Consider the following 22,251-nt stretch of genomic DNA (forward strand, 5'->3'; position numbering starts at 1 on the left):
TAGATGAGATTTCCCATCACTTCGAGTGAGTAAGATCCCTCAGAGACGATGAGGTAGATAGGTCCGAGGTGGAAGCGTGGTGACACGTGGAGCTGACGGATACTAATCGATCGAGGACTTAACTAACCTAATTTCGTGAAAGATGTTTGTGGTTGAATGTTGCTTATCTAGTTTTGAGGGTTCACCTCAATTAAATAGTCAAGGTCTAGTGGCGATAGCGGAGAGGTCACACCTGTTCCCATGCCGAACACAGCAGTTAAGCTCTCCAGCGCCGATGGTAGTCGGGTTTATCCCCGTGAGAGTAGGACGCCGCTAGGCTTTTTCTTTATATCCAATGATAATAGTAAAAGTTGATTATTCCACCGTAGCGAAGCCGTAAACATCTTGGAAACACTACAATGTAGGCTTTGCGAGGAGCTCAACATTACTCATTCAGCCAGCAAGATGAACAATAGAGTTGAACGACGAGCATAAAACTTGGATTGAAGCTCCATGACATACATAATTATATTATTCCACCGTAGCGAAGCCAACCTCTTCGAATAAACTACGAAGCAAGCTTTGCGAGAAGTTCAACATTACTCATTCAGCCAGCAAGATGAACAATAGAGTTGAACGACGAGCATAAAACTTGGATTGAAGCTCCATGACATACATAATTATATTATTCCACCGTAGCTCAGTGGTAGAGCAATCGGCTGTTAACCGATTGGTCGTAGGTTCGAATCCTACCGGTGGAGCCATTTGCTTCCATAGCTCAGTGGTAGAGCACTTCCATGGTAAGGAAGGGGTCGCCGGTTCAAATCCGGCTGGAAGCTCTTAAATGAAAAGCGATTTCCTTTTATAGGAAATCGCTTTTTTGTGTCTATTTAACTATTTTTCCTATGTGTTTTTTACTGTTTTCGGGATAGAAGCTAGCAAATCATGTAAATTTTTAGTAAATTTATATCAACATCTTAAGAATATCGGAAGATTCAAAAAATAAAGGAAGGAGGATAGTGGGTAAAAAGTAAGTCTTTGTTGGAATAAAAAATAGAAAGGGGTTTTTGTATTGGGCACCCAAAGAAAGAAAAGGTTTTTAAAATGGCTCAGTCTAACATTAGTACTAGCCTTAATTGTACCTTTCTTCAATTACACCAGTGCCGCAGCTGAGAATTCCCCAAATGTATCCATCAAAGATAATAAACAACAAGTGAATAATAAGGTGAATCAAGACCTGATCGATTTGTTTGCTGATCAGAAGGAAGTTACTTACCTTGTGAAAATGAAAGAGCAGGGTGACACAAAAAAAGCTGCACAAGAAGCGTTATCCAAGGCAGAGGATAGTAAGGCTTCTCTTACAGCGCAGCAAATGAAACGAGTAAAGGCATCTGCAGTTGTGACAGAACTTCGTTCGACGGCCATCGAAACGCAGCAACAATTGAAGAAGCTGCTGACCGAAGCTGAAAAACAAGGCAGTGTCTCCTCGTTTCAATCTTATTATATCGTAAATGCGATGGCAGTTACTAGTAATGAAGAAGTCATGAAAAAGATAGCTGTTTTACCTGAAGTAGAAAAAATTCTTCCTAACCGTACACGACAGCTGAATCCTCAGGTAGAAGGAGCAGTGGAAGAAACGAAAGCGTCTCTTACTAAAGCGACTGACAAAGCAGAAACCAATAATACGGAATGGAACATCGACCGTGTTGGAGCCCCGCAAGTATGGTCTGAAACTGGAATCGATGGTTCAGGGGTTGTGGTGGCTAACATTGATACAGGGGTAGAGTGGGACCACCCTGCTCTAAAGGAGAAATACCGCGGATTTGACCCAGCAAACCCTGACACTGCTGATCATGAATTCAATTGGTTTGATGCTACTGCAGGGCAAGGCGCTCCGTACGATGACCATGGTCACGGTACCCACACCATGGGAACAATGGTAGGTGCTGAAGAAGATGGTTCTAACCAGGTAGGTGTGGCACCTGGATCAAAATGGATTGGTGTTAAAGCATTTACTGCAGCTGGCGGCACAGATGTCGATCTTTTAGAAGCTGGTGAATGGATATTAGCTCCAAAAGATGACGATGGTAACCCTCATCCCGAGCAGGCGCCTGATGTTGTTAACAACTCATGGGGCGGCGGTCCCGGGCTTGATGAGTGGTATCGCCCGATGGTTCAAAACTGGCGTGAGTCTGGTATTGTACCAGTATTCTCTGCTGGTAACGATGGACCTGGTGATGGAACAATTGCCGCACCATCCAACTATCCGGAATCTATTGCAGTAGGTGCAACTACTGCTACTGACGGCTTGGCCAGCTTTTCTTCCAGAGGTCCATCTCCATATGATGGAGAAATCAAGCCGGATATTTCAGCACCCGGGGCCAACGTTCGCTCTTCTGTTCCGGGCGGCGGCTATGAAGGCGGATGGAATGGAACATCAATGGCTGGCCCTCACGTAGCGGGTACAGCTGCATTGCTATTACAGGCAGATAACTCTTTGTCAGTAGATGACCTGGAAGAGTTGATGCTTGAAACAGCAGATACAACTACTAATGACCAATATCCTGAAGATCCAAATGAAGGTTATGGCCATGGTATTGTGAATGCTTATACTGCTGTATCAGCAGTTGTCAGCGGTATTGGCGAAATTAAAGGTTATGTATATGAAGAAGGAGAAGATGATGAAGCTCCTTCCATTGAACATGAATCTCCAAGTGAAACTTATGAAGGTGTTCCGTTAACGTTAGTTGCAGATGTAAGTGATAATGTCAGCGTAAGCACCGTTGAGCTTTCTTACCGAATCGACCAAAGAGGTACGTGGGAGACATTCCCGGCTGACCTGGTAGATGGAGATTATCTGCAGGGAACCTATCAAACAATCCTTAATGGTGAAGATATTAGCGGAAGCCAACTCCATTATAAATGGGTAGTAAGTGACTTTGGGGGTAATGAAGTAGAGTCAGATACTTATGAAGTTGCCATCAAAGATGCCATTACCATTGGCTATGAACAGGACTTTGAAACTATCCCAAGTGGCTGGTTATCATTTGGCGAGAATAACAGCTGGGAATGGGGTGTGCCTGAAGATGGGCCGGAAAGTGCTGGCTCAGGTGAAAAAGTTTATGGAACCAATTTGACAGGCGACTATGATAACAATAGTGATATGACATTAATCATGCCGCCAGTTGAAGTCCCTGAAGGTGAAACCTACCTACAATTCCAAACCTGGTATAACCTTGAAAACAATTATGACTATGGTCATGTGGTTGTTTCTACCGATATGGAAAACTGGGAGCAACTGGCCGAGTATAATGGAACTACGGATGGCTGGATAACCTCGGAAGTAAACCTTTCCAGTTATGCGGGTCAGAATGTTTTTGTCGGTTTCCATGTGGACACAGACTATAGTGTGACCAGAGAAGGCTTGTTTATCGACGATGTAGCTTTAACTGATCAATCATCTGGGTCTTCTGCTACAACTAATAAGCAATCGACTAAAAAGTCTGAATTAGGAGTAGTAGATAAGGGCTCAGCGAAAATGAAAAAACCGGTTAACGCTAAGAAGCTGCTTCCAGGAGAAGTTATTGAGGTACAAGTCCCTCAATATAAAGAAAAAGGAAAGAAAAAGAAGGAAGTACAGCCAAATGTATTACCGTTGGATGCAACTGTTACTGTGGTAGAATCTGATCGTTCGGTCAGTACTAATCCTGCCGATGGAAGTTACAGATTAATGCATGCTGCAGGTGACTTTACGGTGGTGGCTGATGCTTATGGTTTCCATCCAAGTGAGCAATCCGTATCTGTTCCAGAAGATGGATCAGTAAGTGCTAATTTCACGCTGAATCCTATTGCGACAGGTACACTGGAAGGCACCGTAACAAACGAACAGACTGGTGAACCAATCGAGGGCGCTACCTTGATGCTTATCGAAGATGCCGCAGTAGCCCCGGTTGAAACAGGAGAAAATGGTACATTCACTCTAGAAGCCTATGAAGGCGATTATACTTTAAGAGTGATGGCTCCGTCCTATCATGGTGAAGATGTCCCTGTTACCATCGAGGGTGGTGCTACCAATACAGTGGAAGTAGAATTGGCACCATTCATCGGTTATCCAGGTGAAATCGGATATGATGACGGTACTGCCGAAAACGCTCGTGCATTCTATGATGCTGGTAATGGCTGGGCTGTTAAAATGTCCCTGGAAGAAGGACAGGAATCCGCTATGGTTACTGGTGGACTGTTCCGCTTCTGGACAGAGGAATGGCCAGTACCGGGCGGCAATGAGTTCCAGGTAGAAGTTTATGATGCTACAGGAACAGATGGGGCGCCAGGTGAAAAAATCGGTGGTCCTTATGAAGCGGAAGCATTAAGAAATGGAGAATGGACACATGTAGACCTTTCCGATAAGGGAATTGTCGCGAATGGTGATTTCTATATGGTGTATATCCAGACACAACCTAACCCGTACTCTCCTGGTCTGGCTACGGATGAAGACGGAGATTATGCTGACCGCAGCTGGCAGCTTGTAGGCGGCAGCTGGAGCAAATCTCCAGAAGCGGAAGGCAATTACATGATTAGAGCACTAGTCGATTATGCGGCGGAGGCTCCTGTAATTGAATCTCCAGCTGATGGGTCCTATACCAATCAGGAATCCATTACAGTAGAAGGTAGTGCTGCACCAACGACAACAGTCACTGTCTACAACGATGGTGAGGAGGCAGGCACTACAGGAGCTACTGAAGATGGAAGCTTTGCTGTTGATATCACCCTGGAAACAGGAGAAAATGAGCTGACAGCGATATCTTCCATGGATAACGGTTCCACTGAACCATCTGCCCCTGTAGTAGTGACATTGGATCAAGACAACCCTGTCTTGACAATTGACACTCCAACTAATGGCGATAAAACAAATAAAGAAGTCATTACAGTTGCAGGTCAAGTAGAAGAAGAAAACCTTGATCGTGTCGAAGTTAATGGTCAAACTGCTGATGTGGATGAGGACGGTGCATACTCCAAACGCATCATGCTATCAGAAGGTGAAAACGAAATAGTAGTCACTGCAACAGATTTAGCGGGTAACAGTGCGGAAGAGTCAGTCACTGTGGATGCTAAATTTAATGCAACTGATATTGAAAATCTACAACCAACAGAAGATAAGTATATGCAGGCTGGTGAGTCTGTCAAGATCGAGTTCGATGCCGGTCCTGGACTTGACGCAACTTTCTATATCAGAATGCCACTTACTAACTTCTCTGATCAGGCTACAGAGCTGCCAATGATGGAGACGGAAGAAGGGCATTATGTTGGCTACTGGACAGCAACCTCTAACCTAGTAGCAGAAGGTGCCGAGATTGTTGTAAAAGCTGCCGATGATTATGGTAATGTGGCTGAAGAAGCTGCAGAAGGAAAACTTTATATTAACACAGAAGAATAAGGCCGGTTTAAGGAGCTGCCCCAGTTCGGGGCGGCTCTTTTTTAGGTTGTGCAGTCGATTAACTTTTTGCTTATTTTTAATCAATAAGTGAGACAAGCGCCCCGTATATAAGATAAATACATTAGAAGAGAGCAAATTTTTAACTATTGAGAGACAATTTCGAAATTATGAGAGACGGATTTAAAAATAAAAGAGAAAAAGTCCATGGTAAGAGAGAGTCCACAGTCATGTATGAGACAGTACCAGGGGCTAATATCAATGTAGATGATTGGAGATTCAAGGGCAGCTTTTTTCAATAGAAAGTGGAGAGAGAAAGCAATAAGAAAAAAATTTAAAATTTCTCTTTACAAAGTACTAAGCGGCTGTATATAATAATATTTGTCAGTTTGAGAGGACAACCTTTCAACAGGCTGTCAACTGCTTCAATGGCCCGTTGGTCAAGTGGTTAAGACACCGCCCTTTCACGGCGGTAACACGGGTTCGAATCCCGTACGGGTCACCACTTTGGAGGATTAGCTCAGCTGGGAGAGCACTTGCCTTACAAGCAAGGGGTCGCAGGTTCGAACCCTGCATCCTCCACCATTGAATTTTGCCGGTCTAGCTCAATTGGTAGAGAAGCCGTAAACTTCCTCGAATTACACCATTGTAGGCTTTGCGAGGAGCGTAGGCTTCACCGAATAAACTGACAACGAGACGAGCACAATTCTATAAAAATCCTGTTTACACTTAAACTATGCCGGTCTAGCTCAATTGGTAGAGCAACTGACTTGTAATCAGTAGGTTGGGGGTTCAAGTCCTCTGGCCGGCATCTTACTATGTTTTCCTACAACGTCGAATAGACTTCTTGCTGGAAAACAATAGTAGTGCTGCAAAGTGCACCATTAAATTGTTCCTTGACTACGTCGAATAATCTTCTATGATAAGGAACGATAGTAGTACTGAAAAGTGCATCTTACTATGTTTTCCTACAACGTCGAATAGACTTCCTGCTGGAAAACGATAGTAGTGCTGAAAAGTGCACCATTAAATTGTTCCTTGACTACGTCGAATAATCTTCTATGATAAGGAACGATAGTAGTACTGAAAAGTGCATCTTACTATGTTTTCCTACAACGTCGAATAACCTTCTTGCAGGAAAACGATCGTAGTACTGGACAGTGCATCCTTAAAGAAAACAGTAGTACCAATAATTTCTTGTAGAAAACTGTTGAATTATAGTAGGTATTTCTGTTATACTTTTCAAGTGACTTTCTTGGAGGGATAGCGAAGTTGGCCAAACGCGGCGGACTGTAAATCCGCTCCCATCGGGTTCGTAGGTTCGAGTCCTACTCCCTCCACCATTTATTTTATTTATCTATGAATTAACTTTATAAAAAAAGCAAATAGTACTTAATACTTGTACTATTTTTTTAATGGCCCATAGCCAAGCGGTAAGGCAGCGGATTTTGATTCCGTCATGCGCTGGTTCGAATCCAGCTGGGCCAGCCATTTTTATTAATGAGCATAAGCTAGCAACGAGACGAGCACATTGCTCAATCAGGTTGTAATACTTCATTAAATAATGAGCCATTAGCTCAGTTGGTAGAGCATCTGACTTTTAATCAGAGGGTCGAAGGTTCGAATCCTTCATGGCTCACTTGTATCACTGTTAAGCGGGAGTAGTTCAGTGGTAGAACACCACCTTGCCAAGGTGGGGGTCGCGGGTTCGAATCCCGTCTCCCGCTCCATAAAGATTTTTGACTACGTCGAGTGAACCTCTTTGTTAAAAATCAATCGTGTACTGGAAGTGCTCCATTTAATCTTTTACTACGTCGAGTAAACATCCTTGCTAAAGATTAGTCGTGTACTGAAAAGTGCTCCATTTAATCTTTTACTACGTCGAATAACCTTCTTATATCGGGGCCTTAGCTCAGCTGGGAGAGCGCCTGCTTTGCACGCAGGAGGTCAGCGGTTCGATCCCGCTAGGCTCCACCATTTCTTGTACCATTACTAGCGACTTCATAAATTCAGACGAGAAAAAAGCTGACATGCTACTACCATGTCAGCTTTTTTTCGTTTATTACAAACGTCATACATACCTCTGCACGAGGCGAGTAGCTGCGGGAGCTACCGTATATATATACACAATCATGTCCGGTTGAGTCATTTGTCTGAAAGCGTCTACAATAATGGAGAGTAGAAGAAGGAGGATGAAATGATGAAGAAGCTATCGATTTTGGGAGTACCGATGGATCTGGGACAAAACCGACGTGGCGTAGATATGGGACCGAGCGCGATTCGCTATGCAGGGGTTCTCGAGCGGTTAGAAAAGTTGGAGCTTGCGATCGAAGACCTGGGCAATGTTGAAATTGCGCAGCAGAAGGGTGAACAAAAGGAACTTGTTGATAACCTACGCAACTTGAATGAAGTGATGGAAGGTAACGAAAAGCTCGCACAACGAGTAGATGACATAATCGAAGAGGGAAGTTTTCCGCTTATTCTTGGCGGTGACCATAGTATTGCAATAGGAACCCTTGCAGGTGTGTCCAAGCATTATGAAAATCTCGGTGTCATTTGGTATGATGCTCATGGTGATTTGAATAACAATGAAACATCGCCGTCTGGCAACATTCATGGAATGCCGCTTGCCGTTAGTCTGGGTATCGGCCACCAGAGGCTGGTTAACATCCATGGTTACCAGCCGAAAGTGAAGCCAGAGAACATCGTCATTATTGGTGCACGTTCTTTGGATGCAGGGGAGCGAGAGCTGATTAAAGAAAAAGGAATCAAGGTCTTTACGATGCATGAAGTCGACCGGCTTGGCATGTCCGCTGTGATGCAGGAAACCATCGAATACTTGAAAGATCGTACCGATGGGCTTCATTTGAGTCTGGACCTGGATGGTTTAGATCCGGATACTGCTCCAGGAGTAGGAACGCCAGTCATGGGTGGATTGAGCTATCGGGAGAGTCACTTAGCTATGGAAATGCTGCATGAGTCTGGTCTGGTGACTTCGGCTGAATTTGTTGAAGTAAATCCGATTCTTGACGAAAAAAATAAGACAGCAAGTGTGGCTGTAGGTTTGATGGGGTCTTTATTCGGTGAGAAATTATTATAAAGCCATTAGAGAAACCTGGCTTATCGCTAAGTACTTATGGTGGAAGCCATAGATTTTAACAAAGTTAAATTTAAAGTAAAAAAATAACAGCAGCTTATCTTTAAGGATAGGTTGCTGTTATTATTATCTCGCTTTTTCAAATTGGTTAAGCAATTCATCTAATTGTCTGCTTATACTTACTACCTCTTCGGAAGATAAATCTAAATGTTTGCTCAAATCATTCATTTCTTTTCTGCATCTTTCAATTTCCACTAAAATCAACTTTTTTTGTTCCATGACGCCCTCCAATAATAAAATGTAATTATTTTTTTATTTGAATGTCCATACCCTGCTATGAAAAATGTTAAACTTTAAATGGGAAAATTTTCTTAGATATTTTTTGAAACCTTACGAGCTGCTCATTCGTACAGGTAATACCGCAAGTATAGCGGAGGTATAAAAGAATGGAAACCGTGATAAAAGAGAAAATCAAACAAATAAAAAAAGGAAATCAGGCTGCATTTGAAGATGTAGTTTCTTTTTATCAAAATAAAGTGTATCAAATTTGTTTCCGGATGATAGGAAACGCTCATGAAGCAGAGGATCTTGCACAGGAAGCCTTTATTCGGGCTTATACCAACATTGACCGCTTTGATGAACGGAGGAAGTTTTCAACCTGGCTCTATCGAATTGCCACCAACCTTACCATCGACCGCATACGTAAAAAGAAACCGGATTATTTTCTGGATGCGGAAGTAAAGGGGACGGAAGGATTGAGCATGTACTCCCAAATAGCGGCAGATCAAGCTTTGCCCGAAGAAGAAGTGGAAAGTCTGGAATTACAGACTTATATTCACAAAGAGATATTAGCATTACCTCCTAAATACCGTAGTGTAATTGTACTAAGGTTTTTAGATGAACTGTCCCTGCAGGAAATAGCAGAAGTGTTGGAAATTCCTGTAGGTACCGTGAAAACCCGGATTCACCGGGGGAGGGAAACGTTGCGAAAAAGGCTTCGCCACGTGTAAAGGAGTGAGAGGGAATGAATTGTAAAGAAGAAGCTATCGCTTTAATGCATAAATATTTAGACGACCATTTAACGCAAGCCGAAGAAAAGAAATTGCGCATGCATCTCCAGGCATGCCAGGAGTGCCAGACCCACTTTCATGAGCTGAAGCGGACGATCAGTCTGGTGAAGAGTTCAAGTCCCATATCGGCACCCCAGGACTTCACCTCAAACGTGATGGCTAATCTTCCAAAGCAGAAGAAACGTAATCATTATACGAAGTGGTTCAGAAACCATCCGTTCTTTACGGCTGCGGCGGTGTTTTTCCTGATGATGTTCGGCGGTATTTTTTCTGCATGGACAGAAGATCAGCAGGTGACAGTTTCTAAACAAGAAAACTTAGTAATAAAAAACCAGGTGGTCATCGTACCGGAAGATGTGACGGTTAACGGGGATCTGGTCGTTCGAAATGGGGATTTACGAATTGAGGGAGCAGTCAATGGAGATGTCACCATTATAAACGGAGATCTCTTAAACCAGGACAACAGGGAAGATTCCCCTCTCGATGGAGAGAAATATATGGCTTATGTCAGCGGGGAAGTCAATGAAGTGAATCAAGTGTTTGAGTGGATGTGGTATCATATCAAAAATACATGGGAGAGTGTATTTTCTTTAGCTAAAGAGTAATAATGAGAAAGACTGTCAGGCAGGGCAGTCTTTTTTTATAGCGTTAGTAGTTAAGATATAAGAGGCACTAAGAACTTTCAAGGACGCCGACGATTCTGTCTTTTTATAAGCTTGGCATGGGAGAGCATTATCACTGTGACTGGTAAGTATGCTATAATTATATGTACTTTGTTTTTATCTTGTAATTACTTATAAAAGGAAGTGTAGGCATGCTTGATGGGGGACTAGACTTATTGGATTACTTACTTATAGCTATTGATATCGCCCTCGTCTGGTTTGTTGTATATAAATTGATCATGTTGATCAGGGGAACGAAGGCAGTCCAGCTGTTAAAAGGGATATTCGTTGTCCTGGCGATATGGCTGTTTAGCAACTTATTCGGGCTGACTACCTTAAGGTGGCTGACTTCACAGGCAATCACCTGGGGTTTTCTTGCAATCATCATTCTTTTCCAGCCTGAGTTCAGACGTGCGTTAGAACAGTTAGGGCGCGGCAGCTTTTTCAGCAGAACGACTTCTGAGGATCAAGGGGTGGAAAAATCCATCCAAGCCATCATAAAATCTTGTAATTATATGGCTAAGCGCCGGATTGGTGCATTGATTACGATTGAAAGAGAAACAGGGATGGGAGATTATGTGGAAACCGGAATCAATATCGAAGGCCGGTTGACGAGCGAGTTGCTGACAAATATCTTCATTCCCAATACGCCTTTACACGATGGCGCAGTAATCATACGTGGCGATGAAATTGTCGCTGCTGCATGCTACCTGCCATTGTCGGAAAGTCCATTCATCTCCAAGGAATTGGGTACACGGCATCGCGCAGCTATGGGAATCAGTGAAGTAACTGATGCGCTGACGATCATTGTATCTGAAGAAACAGGAAACATATCATGCACCAAAAATGGTGAGTTACATCGAGAATTGAGTCAGGAAAAGCTGAGTGAAATCCTTCATAAAGAATTGAATGTACCGACCAAAGTTCCTGTGAAGACATGGAACTGGAGGGGGAAGAAAGATGGATAAATGGTTTAACAGCCCCTGGTTTATTCGTGTCATTTCGTTACTGCTTGCTATCTTGCTGTGGACGACTGTCAACCTGGATGATAACTCTCAAAGCGATGCATTATTGATTAATGATGGGTCGAGTGAATTTGAAGTGTTGAATAACATTCCATTGGACTTGATCTATGATGATGATAAGTATACAGTCAGTGGAGCGCCTCAAAATGTTTCGATGACATTGGAGGGCCCGAACAGCGTAATGACACCACTAGTTAGACAGAAAAATTTTGAAGTCTATGTAAACTTAGAAGGTTATGGTCCAGGAGTTCATACGGTGAATGTCCAGCATAGTGGTATTTCCAATCGACTTCACGTCAATATTGAGCCTAGAACCGTTCAGGTCACCATTGAGGAAAAAGTGGAGCGAGAGTTTGATGTTGGTGTGGATCTGATCAATGACCAGGAACTGGTGGAAAATTATGAAATCGGTGATGCCAAAATTACTCCTGGGAAAGTGACCATTACCGGCGGGAAAGAACTTGTGGATAGTGTAGCGCTTGTGAAGGCGATGGTCGATGTCCGGGACACTACGGAGACGATAGAAAACGTCCAGGCTCCTGTAAAAGTATATGATATGCAAGGAAACGAATTGGACGTGCTGGTAGAACCGAATGTGGTGGACGTTACTGTTCCTATAGATGTACCAAGTAAACAGGTACCGATAGAGGTTCAAACGGAAGGAGAGCCGGCAGAAGGCTATGCCATCCAATCCGTTACACCGGATGTAGAGGAGGTAACGATTTACGGGCCTTTGGAAGCAATCAGTCAAATAGGCCGAATCGCTAACATCAATGTAGACACCACGGATTTATCTGAATCGGAAACCCAGGAAGTGGTGGTACCAGTACCTGATGGTATCCGGAAAGTAGAGCCTGAAACAATAGAAGTGGACATTGAAGTGATGGAATCTAAAGATCAGGCAGAACAAGTAATCGACTCGATAGAAATTGGGGTAGCAAACCCTCCTGAAGAAGGTTCCGTAAGTTTTCTGGATCCGGAAGATCAACAAATATCATTGACTGTTCTTGGTAAAGAAGAAGACATTGAAAATCTGCAAGCGGAAGATTTTCAGGCAGAAATTGATGTGTCCGGTTTAGAGGCTGGGGAGCACGAAGTGCCTATTGAAATAACCGGGCCGGATAATGCAGCATATGAGCTGAACGACCCCAATGCAATGATACGAATCGGATAAAAATAGAATGTTTGTAACGAATGAAGGAGAGATTAGACATCATGGGTAAATATTTTGGTACAGATGGAGTCAGAGGAGTAGCAAATAAAGATTTGACTCCGGAACTTGCTTTTAAATTAGGACGATTCGGCGGTTATGCAGTAACAAAAGGAGTAGAAAGACCAAAAGTTCTGATAGGTCGGGATACGAGGATTTCCTGCCATATGCTGGAGGGAGCTTTAACAGCTGGTCTGCTCTCAATCGGAGCCGAGGTCATGAGGGTCGGTGTCATTTCTACACCAGGAGTAGCCTATTTGACAAAAGCGCTTGGTGCTGAAGCAGGTGTCATGATTTCTGCTTCCCACAACCCGGTGGAAGATAACGGGATTAAATTCTTTGGACCGGATGGTTTCAAACTTTCCGATGAGCAGGAAGAAGAAATTGAGGCATTACTCGATAAAGATAGCGATGACCTTCCTCGTCCTACGGGAGGAGACCTCGGTCAGGTAAACGATTATTTCGAAGGAGCTCAACGCTATATGCAATATCTGAAACAGACGGTCGATCATGACTTCGATGGTCTTCATCTTGCATTAGATTGTGCTCACGGCGCCACTTCCGCACTTGCATCCCATATGTTTGCTGATCTGGAAGCCGATATTTCTTCTATCGGTTCATCTCCGGATGGATTGAACATCAACGATGGTGTAGGATCCACGCATCCGGAGGCAGTCAGGAAGCTTGTTCTTGATAAAGGAGCCGATATCGGACTTGCGTTTGATGGTGATGGAGATCGACTGATTGCTGTGGACGAAAAAGGTAATATTGTTGACGGAGACCATATCATGTACATATGCGGGAAGCATATGAACAATTCCGGCATGTTGAATCATTCTACCGTCGTCTCTACGGTTATGAGCAACCTTGGTTTCTATAAAGCGATTGAAGCTAATGGGATGAAGAGCGATAAAACAGCGGTAGGCGACCGATATGTAATGGAAGAAATGAGACAGGGCGGTTACAATCTGGGCGGAGAGCAATCCGGTCATATCATCTTCTTAGATTACAATACGACAGGGGATGGAATGCTTAGTGCATTGCAGCTCATCAATGTCATGAAAGATACAGGCAAGCCGTTATCGGAACTTGCTGCTGAAATGAAGAAATTCCCACAGGTCTTGAAAAATGTGAAAGTAACCGATAAAGCTGCGGTTCAGACTCACCCGCGTATTCAGGATACAATTAAAGCGGTAGAAGAAGAGATGGGAACGCAAGGACGTGTTCTTGTACGGCCTTCCGGTACGGAACCACTTGTACGCATCATGGTAGAAGCACCAACAGAAGAAGATTGCGAGAAATATGTTGATCAAGTAGTGGAAGTTGTACAAGAAGAATTGGGTATGACGGAGTAATGTTTCAGAATGCGCAGCCGGCACATCACAGCTGGCTGCGCATATTTTGTTATAGTCGAGTTTATAAGATTGTTACAATGGGAAGTCATTTGTGTAAAGGTAAAAAAATAATGATTGACCTTTAAAATCTTTCTCGAGTAAAATGGTTAGTAGCCTTGCTTTTTTGCCTGCAGGTTTAAAGATGGCTTACTAAGGTAATGGAGTAGGGGTGCATTCAAGGAAGGTAAGGAGGATAGTTTTTCAAGAACAATCATTTAAAGCGCCAGGACTATTTTCGTTCGGCATGAAAATAGTTGACGAGGAGGAGGTTCATCGAGCTTTCGGCGGATGCCTCCCGGTTGTTGCACTTCAACCGTCTGTTCAGCTTTTAAAACAAAGAGGCGACTCTTTCGGACAACAAAGCTGAATAAAGTGCAGACCAATCATAGTAAACACGAGAAAGGGGCAGAACTTGCCCCTCACGGGTGCCGGTCTCTGCCCCTTCTGAGGAGATTTAAGGAGGAAATACCGACATGTGTGGAATTGTAGGATATATTGGATATGATGATTCGAAAGAGATTTTATTAAAAGGGCTGGAAAAGCTGGAATACCGTGGTTATGACTCCGCAGGTATCGCAACGTTGAATGATGAAGATGCGTACATTGCAAAAGTTAAGGGACGGATTGCACAGCTTCGTGAGGCTGTTGACGATAACGTAGAGGCAACGCTTGGAATTGGACATACGCGCTGGGCGACACATGGACCGCCAAGCCAGGAAAATGCTCATCCGCATCAAAGTACATCCGGGCGTTTTACCATCGTTCATAATGGTGTCATTGAAAACTATCTGGAAGTACGCAAGGAATACCTTGGGGATATGGAATTAAAGAGTCAGACCGATACAGAAATTATCGTACAGTTGATTGAAGTACTGTATAATGAAATGAAGGACGTAGCGGCTGCATTCCGTAAAGCTGTAGAACTGTTGAAAGGCTCTTATGCGATTGCTTTAATTGATGCAGAAGATAAGGATACGATTTATATCGCAAAAAACAAGAGTCCGCTTCTTGTAGGGTTGGGAGACGGCTTCAATGTCGTTGCCAGTGACTCCATGGCAATGCTTCAAGTGACAGATCAATTTCTTGAATTGATGGATAAAGAAACTGTCCTGTTGCGCCGTGACTCTGTAGAAATCCTGAAGCTTGATGGTTCTAAGGTAGAAGAGCGCGAGCCTTTTACAGCTGAACTGAATGAGTCAGATATTGAAAAGGGGACCTACCCTCACTTTATGCTGAAAGAAATTGACGAACAGCCGTTAGTGCTCCGTCGAATCATCCAGGAATATCAAAATGAAGACAATGAAATCAAACTGGACCCGGATGTACGCCAGGCGATGAAGGATTGTGACCGTATTTATATCATCGCTGCAGGTACCAGTTACCATGCAGGTTTGATCGGGAAGCAATTCATCGAAAAGTTTGCCAAAATCCCTGTAGAAGTACACGTAGCAAGTGAATTCTCCTACAACATGCCATTGTTGTCAGAGAAGCCGCTTTTCGTCTATATTTCTCAAAGTGGGGAAACGGCAGACAGCCGTGCCGTACTGGTCCAAACAAAGCAATTAGGACATCCGGCATTGACGATTACGAATGTGCCAGGGTCCACCCTTTCTCGTGAAGCAGATTACACCTTGCACTTGCATGCAGGACCAGAAATCGCAGTAGCTTCTACCAAAGCCTATACAGCTCAAATGGCTGTTCTGGCTATCTTAGCTGTAGATACAGCAAAAGCGAAAGGCATCGAGCTTGAATTCGATCCAATGCAGGAACTCGCCATCGTAGCGAATGCTATGGAAGCCTTAGCTGACCAGAAAGAAGTATTCGAGGACTTGGCTCGTGACTTCTTAGCAACAACACGCAACTGCTTCTTTATCGGCCGCAGCATCGATTACTATGTTGGTGTGGAAGGGGCCTTGAAGCTGAAAGAGATTTCTTACATCCAGGCAGAAGGTTTTGCCGGCGGTGAGTTGAAGCATGGTACTATTGCATTGATCGAAGAAGGAACACCAGTCATCGCCCTTGCTACACAGGAAGGCGTCAATGACTCGATCCGCGGCAATGTACAGGAAGTCATTGCTCGTGGAGCAAATGCTTGCGTAATCAGTATGAAAGGTCTGGAAAAAGACGGTGACAGCTTCGTACTGCCGAAAGTACATGAGCTGCTGACACCGATTGTTTCTGTCCTTCCATTACAGTTGATTTCCTATTACGCAGCGCTTCACCGTGATTGTGACGTAGATAAGCCACGTAACCTTGCCAAAAGTGTTACAGTGGAATAAATAACTCTCAAAAGGAGTGTACACATGCTAAAGGAATCGGATTTTCCGACAGAGGAACTAAGGGATCAATGGATCAAAGTCCGCAATAGGAAATTGGAAGAAATGGCGCAGTATATCCAGCGTTACTTCCACCTCACAAAAGTTAGAGAAAACGAAGGCAGCTATGAGGTTCAAGGCTATGTCTATCAGCCAGGATATGGTGAGATCAGGATGGCCTTTGAGTTCACATACGAACACGTAGCTAAAATGACAGATCTATTTGATGAGTCTATTGAAAAATAAAATGTGTGCATCACGATGCCCCCAGTTACAACTAGTAACTGGGGGCATTTTCATTGACGATTCGTAGGAACGATCAGTTCCCCTACTCTGCTTATATCTACATTGCCGCCTGAAACGACGGTCACTACTTTTTTGTTTTCCAAGGGCAGTCTGCTGTGGATCAGTGCGGCGATTGCAACAGCGCTCGAGGGTTCAATCAACTGCTTCATCCGTTCCATAACAAAACTGAAAGCGAAGCGGATTTCTGCTTCTGAAACTAAAACAAGGTCATCGAGGTACTTTTGCAGTACCGGAAAGGTTAAATCACCAGGCTGAGAAGTACGCAGCCCGTCAGCAATCGTGCTGGTGGCTGGAATGGCTGTAATTTTATTATTGTTTAGCGACAGGTACGTGTCATTAGCGATTTTCGGCTCTGCTCCGTAGACTTTGATGCTTGGGTTGGTTTCTTTGATAGCCGTTAAAATTCCGGAGATGAGGCCTCCACCGCCAACTGGTACCACTATGGCGTCTGCATCTTTTACTTGCTCTAAAATCTCCAGTCCGACAGTCCCCTGACCCGCCATGATATAAGGATCGTCGTAAGGAGGGATATAAACACCTGTCTGGTCTTCGGCGAGCTGTTTTGCTCTGGGAATCCGTTCGGCTGACGTGGTGCCGCATGTTTCAATTTTTCCTTTATAAGCCTGGATGGCTTCCACTTTGCATTGACTGGCATCTGTCGGCACGACGATGGTAGCAGGAACACCGAGTTGATTGGCGATGTAAGCAACTGCCTGTCCGTGGTTTCCGGAAGAAGCGGCTGTGATCGATTTTGCCCCTTCCTGCACGGCATGCTTTACTTTATTAGTAGCGCCCCGGATTTTAAAAGAACCTGTTTTTTGAAGGTGTTCGGACTTTAGAAAAATCTGGTTATTACACAGTCTGGATAGTTGTTCAGATTGCAGGATGGGAGTTGTATGGATGATCTTGGAAATAGCTGCCTTAGCTGCATGAATATCTTGAACAGTAATCATCAGGATGCTCCTTTCTGATTCAATTACTATCATTCTAGCAGAAAGGGGGGCATCTATTCAGACTTTTACCCTTGTGACATAGTGGCGGACGTCGATCACTTCCTTCAGGCAACCTCCCAAGGCTGTTACATCGTCAGCGGTGGTATGTTTACCAAATGAAATACGGATAAATGTTTTCGCCTCTTCCTCTGAATACCCCATGGCTAGTAAAGTTTTCGAAGGAGTTTGCTGATGAATGGAGCAGGCGCTTCCTGTGGAGATGGCACAGCCCCTGCGGTTGGCTTCAAGCATGGTCCATTGCCCCTCCAATCCCGGTACCAGCATTCCTATGATCGTCGATTCGACTGCCGTTTTCCCGACGATTTTTATTTGGTTCTCTACAGGCAATAGAGTGTGTCTGAATAGGTTTCTCAAATGTCGGAAGTGTTCCTGGTGTTTACATAACTGATGGATATTTTCCTGGGAAGCGGCTGTAAAGGCGGCAACTCCCGGGAGGTTTACGGTACCTGACCGTATCCCCTTTTCGTGTGACCCGTGCCTTACCTCAGATGGTAGTGGTACAGAAGGGGAAAGGTAAACAGCTCCGACACCCTTAGGACCATAAATTTTATGGCTTGATAGGGAAAAACTATCGAGGAGGGGGGTGTAGGCTTTCATATCGACTTTTCCTAATGCCTGGACACAATCGCTATGAAAATAAATCCTATTTTTCCGGCAAATAGAAGAGATTTCTTCTATTGGCTGAAATGTACCGATTTCCCCGTTCATCATTTGGACAGTTACGAGGACCGTATCTTTTCGGATAGCTTTTTCTAAGTTATCCATATCGACAAAACCCTCTTTGGTAAATGGGATTTTCGTAACCTCAAAACCCTCTTTCTCCATCATTTCCAACGCGTGGTGAACGGAGGAGTGTTCGGCTTGCGACGAAATAATATGCTTTCCACTCCCAGCTTTTGCTAACGAGTGTATTCCCAAATGGTTACTTTCTGTTCCACCGCTTGTAAAATATAACCCTTCACTTTCAACCCCTATGGCATCTGCCAGAATTTCCCGACAGTGCTCCAGCAGTGTGCCAGCTTTTGTTCCTTCATCATGGAGGCTTTCTGTATTACCAAAGTAGTCCCTGGAAACATCGTGGTATATGTTCAAGGCTGTATCGTCTATGGGACAAGTTGCTGCATAATCAAAGTATCTCATAGGTATCACTCCCTCTTATTCGTACCAGAAAAAAGCACTTGCCATAAGTTTAATTCTATGTAAATATAAGTGTCAAGACACATGTAAAATCAAAGGAGTGCCCAGCATGATGGAACAGTCAGAAGTAATTATTGTGGGAAGTGGCATTGCGGCCTTACAACTGCTGGCAAACTTACGCTGGGATATGAATGTGATTGTACTCACAAAGTCAGAAGTAAAGACGAGTAATTCTTTTCATGCCCAAGGAGGTGTGGCAGCAGCATTAGCGCCCGAAGATGATCCGTATGCGCATTACATAGATACGATAGAAGCAGGCAGAGGACTCAATGATCCGGAAGCAGTCAGCCAATTGACCCGACAGGCTCCTTCTGTTATCCGCGAATTGTTAGAAGCAGGCTGTGCGTTTGATCGAGATGAGCGAGGAGAAATAGTTTTGGGGAGAGAAGGGTCCCATCGTTGGAATCGAATTGTCCATGGGGGCGGGGATCAGACCGGAAAACGTCTTGTCAACTGCCTTTTGGGGAAGATTGGAGCCAATGTGTCCGTTAAAGAGCATGAATTTGTCTTTCAATTGCTCACTGATGAACAAGGTAAATGCTATGGGGTGAAAAGCAAGGGACGAGATGGAACCATCAGTACTTATATGGCTCCCCATGTCGTATTAGCGACTGGAGGATGCGGACAGCTTTACGCTGCCACTTCCAATGCCGAAACCGTGACTGGAGATGGGCTTGCACTTGCCTACCTTGCGGGCGCAGAGCTTGTCGATATGGAATTTGTGCAATTCCACCCTACGATGCTTTCTATCAACGGAGATATCAAAGGTTTGGTTACGGAAGCGGTAAGGGGAGAAGGGGCAGTACTCGTCGATGAAAGCGGGAGAAGGATCATGAAAGGGGTGCACCCGCAGGAGGACTTAGCTGCACGTCATATTGTAGCCCAGGCGATCTTTGACTGCATCAGCCAGGGAAGAAGTGTTTTTTTAAATATGACAAACATCACTCATTTCTCAAAGAAATTCCCTACGGTCGCACAGCTTTGTAAAGCAAACGGGGTGGATTTGGAAAAAGGAAAAATACCTGTTGCACCAGGAGCTCATTTTCTAATGGGGGGAGTCAAAACAGATGAAGCAGGCAGAACAACTGTAGATGGACTTTATGCGATTGGTGAAGTAGCTTGTACGGGGGTTCATGGAGCAAACCGTCTGGCTAGTAATTCGCTATTAGAAGGGCTGGTCTATGGAAAACGACTGGCAGCCCATCTCAACCAACAGGCTTGGGAGGTTCCCCGATACCATGCGTTATCAGGAAACCTGGAACAGCGAGAAATAATGCTTCCTGCCGTTATGGAAATTCAGCAATCGATGATAGAGCGTGTCGGTATCATGCGGACAGGGAACGAACTGCGGAAGCAAAAAGAATGGATAGAATCCTTTTTCATACCTGAAAACCTGGACGCACTATCTACCAGCCAGATAAGCCGTGTGTTTATGCTCATCACTTCCTGGCTGGTCACTACATCCGCGCTTGTCAGGACAGAAAGCAGGGGCGGTCACTTCCGAGAAGATTTTCCGAACGAAAACAGTGAATGGCAGCAAAGACATATCCAGTTACAAAAAAATAGAAAGAAGGGTGAAATCTATGAATCTACTGAAGCTCCGGCGTTCACTTGAGGAATTCTTTATAGAGGATATCGGCGATCAGGACCTTACCAGTGATGTGTTATTTGACCGGGATACGAAAGGGGAAATTCGCTTCCAGGCCAAACAGGTAGGAATATTATGTGGCACGGATGTTATTACCACTGGCTACGGCATAATCGATCCTGAGGTGGAAATAGAGGTATGGCAACAGGATGGACATCAACTGCAGGCAGGTGATGAGATTGCAAGAGTCTATGGAAATATGGCCAGCCTGCTGAAAGGAGAGCGTGTTATTCTCAACCTTCTCCAGCGGATGAGCGGTATTGCGACGCTGACCAGGCAGGCTGTGCAGAATCTTGCCAGTGACCATACAAGAATTTGTGATACACGAAAAACAACTCCCGGACTCCGAATGTTAGAAAAATATGCGGTCCGTACTGGCGGCGGGTACAACCACCGGAATGGTCTCTATGATGCCGTCATGCTTAAAGATAATCATATCGCTTTTGCCGGGTCATTAGATGAGGCGGTGCGTAAACTGCGGGACAGACTGGGACATATGGTGAAAATTGAAGTAGAAACAGAAAATGAAGAACAAGTTGCAGCAGCTGTGAAAGCAGAAGTAGATTGCATTATGTTTGATAACCGGAGTCCGGAAGAAATCAAAGGACTCGTCCAGCTGGTCCCTGGTTCGATAAAGACAGAGGCGTCAGGAGGAATAGCGATGGATCAGCTGGCAAGTTTTCGTGATTGCGGTGTCGATTATATATCTCTTGGCTGCCTGACTCATTCAGCGCCTGCTCTTGATATCAGTGCGAAAGTTCCCATCATGGAAAGGAGTCTTTCATCATGAATCTATTAGAAGCTTTAGAGAAGAAAAGTCCGATGCTGCCTGACAATTATAGGCAAATGAGCAAAAGTGAACTAGAAGCGCGAGTACAGGGTGTAAAAGAGCGGATGGGGAAGCGGCTTTTCCTTCCCGGTCATCATTATCAGAAGGATGAAGTCATCCAGTTCGCTGATGCACGAGGTGACTCTTTAAAACTTGCCCAATTATCAGCGGAAAACCAGGAGGCTGAAGCCATCGTTTTTTGTGGAGTACATTTTATGGCAGAAACCGCTGATATTTTAACGAAGCAGGATCAAACCGTTTATCTGCCGGATATGCGTGCGGGGTGTTCCATGGCGGACATGGCAGACTTGCAGCAGACAGAAAGGGCATGGGAAGCTTTAATGGATAGGTTCGATGATACGATATTACCGCTTACGTATGTCAATTCGACGGCGGCTATTAAAGCATTCGTTGGGAAACATTCCGGTGCTACCGTCACTTCCTCTAATGCGGAGAAGATGGTACGCTGGGCTTTTACACAAAAAGAACGGATATTATTTTTGCCTGATCAGCATTTAGGCAGAAATACTGCATTTAATTTAGGAATACCCTTGGAATACATGGCGGTGTGGGATCCGCTGATGGAGGAATTAATCCATGAATGTCCGCTGGAAGAAGTCAAAGTGATCCTATGGAAAGGGCATTGTTCCGTACATGAAAACTTTACGATAGCCAATGTGAGACAGGTTCGTGACCAATATCCGGACATGAAGGTCATCGTCCACCCTGAGTGCCGGAGGGAAGTGGTAGCACTTGCTGATGAGGCTGGGTCGACCAATTATATTATCCAGAAGATCCAGGCAGCTCCTGCGGGTAGTGCCTGGGCCATCGGTACAGAAATGAACCTTGTCAACCGCATCATTGCAGACCATCCCGATAAGCATATCATTTCCTTAAACCCGAATATGTGTCCTTGCCTGACGATGAACCGGATAGACCTTCCTCACCTGGCCTGGTGTCTCGAAACAATAGAAAAAGGTGAACCCCATAATAACATTGAAGTGCCGGAAGCTATTGCTGGTAACGCAAAGAAAGCTTTAGCACGTATGCTGGAAAGAGCATAAGGAAAGTTCAA

At 44.4% G+C, this 22,251-nt stretch carries 15 protein-coding genes, 10 tRNA genes and 2 rRNA genes; 24 read left to right on the forward strand and 3 right to left on the reverse strand.

What is annotated here, in order from left to right; all coding sequences use genetic code 11:
- From B9Y67_RS20855 to rocF, 14 genes are all read left to right on the forward strand, one after another.
- A 23S ribosomal RNA gene (locus B9Y67_RS20855) occupies window positions 1-126 on the forward strand; the annotation flags it as partial.
- Between the two features lie 78 nt (window positions 127-204).
- A 5S ribosomal RNA gene (gene rrf / locus B9Y67_RS00670) occupies window positions 205-318 on the forward strand.
- Window positions 319-668: 350 nt separating this feature from the next.
- Window positions 669-743 (forward strand) — tRNA-Asn (locus tag B9Y67_RS00675).
- Between the two features lie 3 nt (window positions 744-746).
- Window positions 747-818 (forward strand) — tRNA-Thr (locus B9Y67_RS00680).
- Between the two features lie 233 nt (window positions 819-1,051).
- Window positions 1,052-5,413 (forward strand): S8 family serine peptidase, encoded by a 4,362-nt coding sequence (locus B9Y67_RS00685; protein ID WP_085504898.1) that lies wholly within the window; start codon window positions 1,052-1,054, stop codon window positions 5,411-5,413.
- A 427-nt stretch (window positions 5,414-5,840) separates the two neighbouring features.
- Window positions 5,841-5,915, forward strand: a tRNA-Glu gene (locus tag B9Y67_RS00690).
- A gap of 4 nt (window positions 5,916-5,919) precedes the next feature.
- Window positions 5,920-5,995: transfer RNA gene (locus B9Y67_RS00695), tRNA-Val, on the forward strand.
- A 153-nt stretch (window positions 5,996-6,148) separates the two neighbouring features.
- Window positions 6,149-6,221: transfer RNA gene (locus B9Y67_RS00700), tRNA-Thr, on the forward strand.
- A 446-nt stretch (window positions 6,222-6,667) separates the two neighbouring features.
- A tRNA-Tyr gene (locus tag B9Y67_RS00705) sits at window positions 6,668-6,753 on the forward strand.
- A 73-nt stretch (window positions 6,754-6,826) separates the two neighbouring features.
- Window positions 6,827-6,901, forward strand: a tRNA-Gln gene (locus B9Y67_RS00710).
- Between the two features lie 75 nt (window positions 6,902-6,976).
- A tRNA-Lys gene (locus tag B9Y67_RS00715) sits at window positions 6,977-7,049 on the forward strand.
- 16 nt (window positions 7,050-7,065) lie between these two features.
- A tRNA-Gly gene (locus tag B9Y67_RS00720) sits at window positions 7,066-7,140 on the forward strand.
- Between the two features lie 171 nt (window positions 7,141-7,311).
- Window positions 7,312-7,387: transfer RNA gene (locus tag B9Y67_RS00725), tRNA-Ala, on the forward strand.
- A 220-nt stretch (window positions 7,388-7,607) separates the two neighbouring features.
- Entirely contained in the window at window positions 7,608-8,510 is a 903-nt protein-coding gene (gene rocF, locus B9Y67_RS00730) for an arginase (protein ID WP_085504899.1), read from the forward strand.
- A gap of 123 nt (window positions 8,511-8,633) precedes the next feature.
- Here rocF and B9Y67_RS00735 read toward each other — a convergent pair whose 3' ends face one another.
- Complete coding sequence (locus B9Y67_RS00735) at window positions 8,634-8,786, reverse strand: aspartyl-phosphate phosphatase Spo0E family protein (RefSeq protein ID WP_085504900.1); 153 nt, start codon at window positions 8,784-8,786, stop codon at window positions 8,634-8,636.
- Between the two features lie 167 nt (window positions 8,787-8,953).
- Here B9Y67_RS00735 and sigW point away from each other — a divergent pair, with 167 nt between their 5' ends.
- The 7 genes from sigW to B9Y67_RS00775 all read left to right on the forward strand — a co-directional run bounded on the left by sigW (window position 8,954) and on the right by B9Y67_RS00775 (window position 16,429).
- Window positions 8,954-9,517 (forward strand): RNA polymerase sigma factor SigW, encoded by a 564-nt coding sequence (gene sigW, locus B9Y67_RS00740; RefSeq protein ID WP_062438544.1) that lies wholly within the window; start codon window positions 8,954-8,956, stop codon window positions 9,515-9,517.
- Between the two features lie 14 nt (window positions 9,518-9,531).
- Complete coding sequence (locus tag B9Y67_RS00745; RefSeq protein ID WP_085504901.1) at window positions 9,532-10,182, forward strand: anti-sigma factor family protein; 651 nt, start codon at window positions 9,532-9,534, stop codon at window positions 10,180-10,182.
- 209 nt (window positions 10,183-10,391) lie between these two features.
- Complete coding sequence (gene cdaA, locus B9Y67_RS00750; protein ID WP_085504902.1) at window positions 10,392-11,207, forward strand: diadenylate cyclase CdaA; 816 nt, start codon at window positions 10,392-10,394, stop codon at window positions 11,205-11,207.
- Window positions 11,200-12,438 carry a CdaR family protein gene (locus tag B9Y67_RS00755; RefSeq protein WP_085504903.1) on the forward strand — a complete coding sequence of 413 codons (1,239 nt, stop codon included), beginning with the start codon at window positions 11,200-11,202 and terminating at the stop codon, window positions 12,436-12,438. The genes cdaA and B9Y67_RS00755 overlap by 8 nt, the downstream gene beginning before the upstream one ends.
- A gap of 41 nt (window positions 12,439-12,479) precedes the next feature.
- On the forward strand, window positions 12,480-13,829 hold the full coding sequence (gene glmM / locus B9Y67_RS00760) for a phosphoglucosamine mutase (protein ID WP_085504904.1): 1,350 nt from the start codon (window positions 12,480-12,482) through the stop codon (window positions 13,827-13,829).
- Window positions 13,830-14,341: 512 nt separating this feature from the next.
- Window positions 14,342-16,147, forward strand: a complete 1,806-nt coding sequence (glmS, locus tag B9Y67_RS00770) for a glutamine--fructose-6-phosphate transaminase (isomerizing) (RefSeq protein WP_085504906.1) — start codon at window positions 14,342-14,344, stop codon at window positions 16,145-16,147.
- 24 nt (window positions 16,148-16,171) lie between these two features.
- Complete coding sequence (locus B9Y67_RS00775) at window positions 16,172-16,429, forward strand: hypothetical protein (protein WP_062438563.1); 258 nt, start codon at window positions 16,172-16,174, stop codon at window positions 16,427-16,429.
- Window positions 16,430-16,479: 50 nt separating this feature from the next.
- On the opposite strand, the gene B9Y67_RS00780 is transcribed toward B9Y67_RS00775, so the two are convergent.
- Complete coding sequence (locus B9Y67_RS00780; RefSeq protein WP_085504907.1) at window positions 16,480-17,442, reverse strand: threonine ammonia-lyase; 963 nt, start codon at window positions 17,440-17,442, stop codon at window positions 16,480-16,482.
- Between the two features lie 57 nt (window positions 17,443-17,499).
- Window positions 17,500-18,642, reverse strand: a complete 1,143-nt coding sequence (locus tag B9Y67_RS00785; protein ID WP_085504908.1) for an IscS subfamily cysteine desulfurase — start codon at window positions 18,640-18,642, stop codon at window positions 17,500-17,502.
- Between the two features lie 106 nt (window positions 18,643-18,748).
- On the opposite strand from B9Y67_RS00785, the gene nadB reads away from it, so the two are divergent.
- Genes nadB through nadA form a run of 3 tightly spaced genes read left to right on the forward strand, consistent with a single transcriptional unit; the run spans window position 18,749 to window position 22,240 of the window.
- Window positions 18,749-20,314 (forward strand): L-aspartate oxidase, encoded by a 1,566-nt coding sequence (nadB, locus tag B9Y67_RS00790; RefSeq protein ID WP_254901654.1) that lies wholly within the window; start codon window positions 18,749-18,751, stop codon window positions 20,312-20,314.
- A complete protein-coding gene (gene nadC / locus B9Y67_RS00795) occupies window positions 20,283-21,137 on the forward strand; it encodes a carboxylating nicotinate-nucleotide diphosphorylase (protein WP_085504909.1) in 855 nt (284 codons plus the stop codon). The genes nadB and nadC overlap by 32 nt, the downstream gene beginning before the upstream one ends.
- On the forward strand, window positions 21,134-22,240 hold the full coding sequence (gene nadA, locus B9Y67_RS00800; protein ID WP_085504910.1) for a quinolinate synthase NadA: 1,107 nt from the start codon (window positions 21,134-21,136) through the stop codon (window positions 22,238-22,240). Before nadC ends, nadA begins: the two co-directional genes overlap by 4 nt.
- The last annotated feature ends 11 nt before the right edge of the window (window positions 22,241-22,251 follow it).

The organism is Thalassobacillus devorans (genome assembly GCF_900176565.1).
GTDB classification, from domain to species: Bacteria; Bacillota; Bacilli; order Bacillales; family Halobacillaceae; genus Thalassobacillus; species Thalassobacillus devorans_A.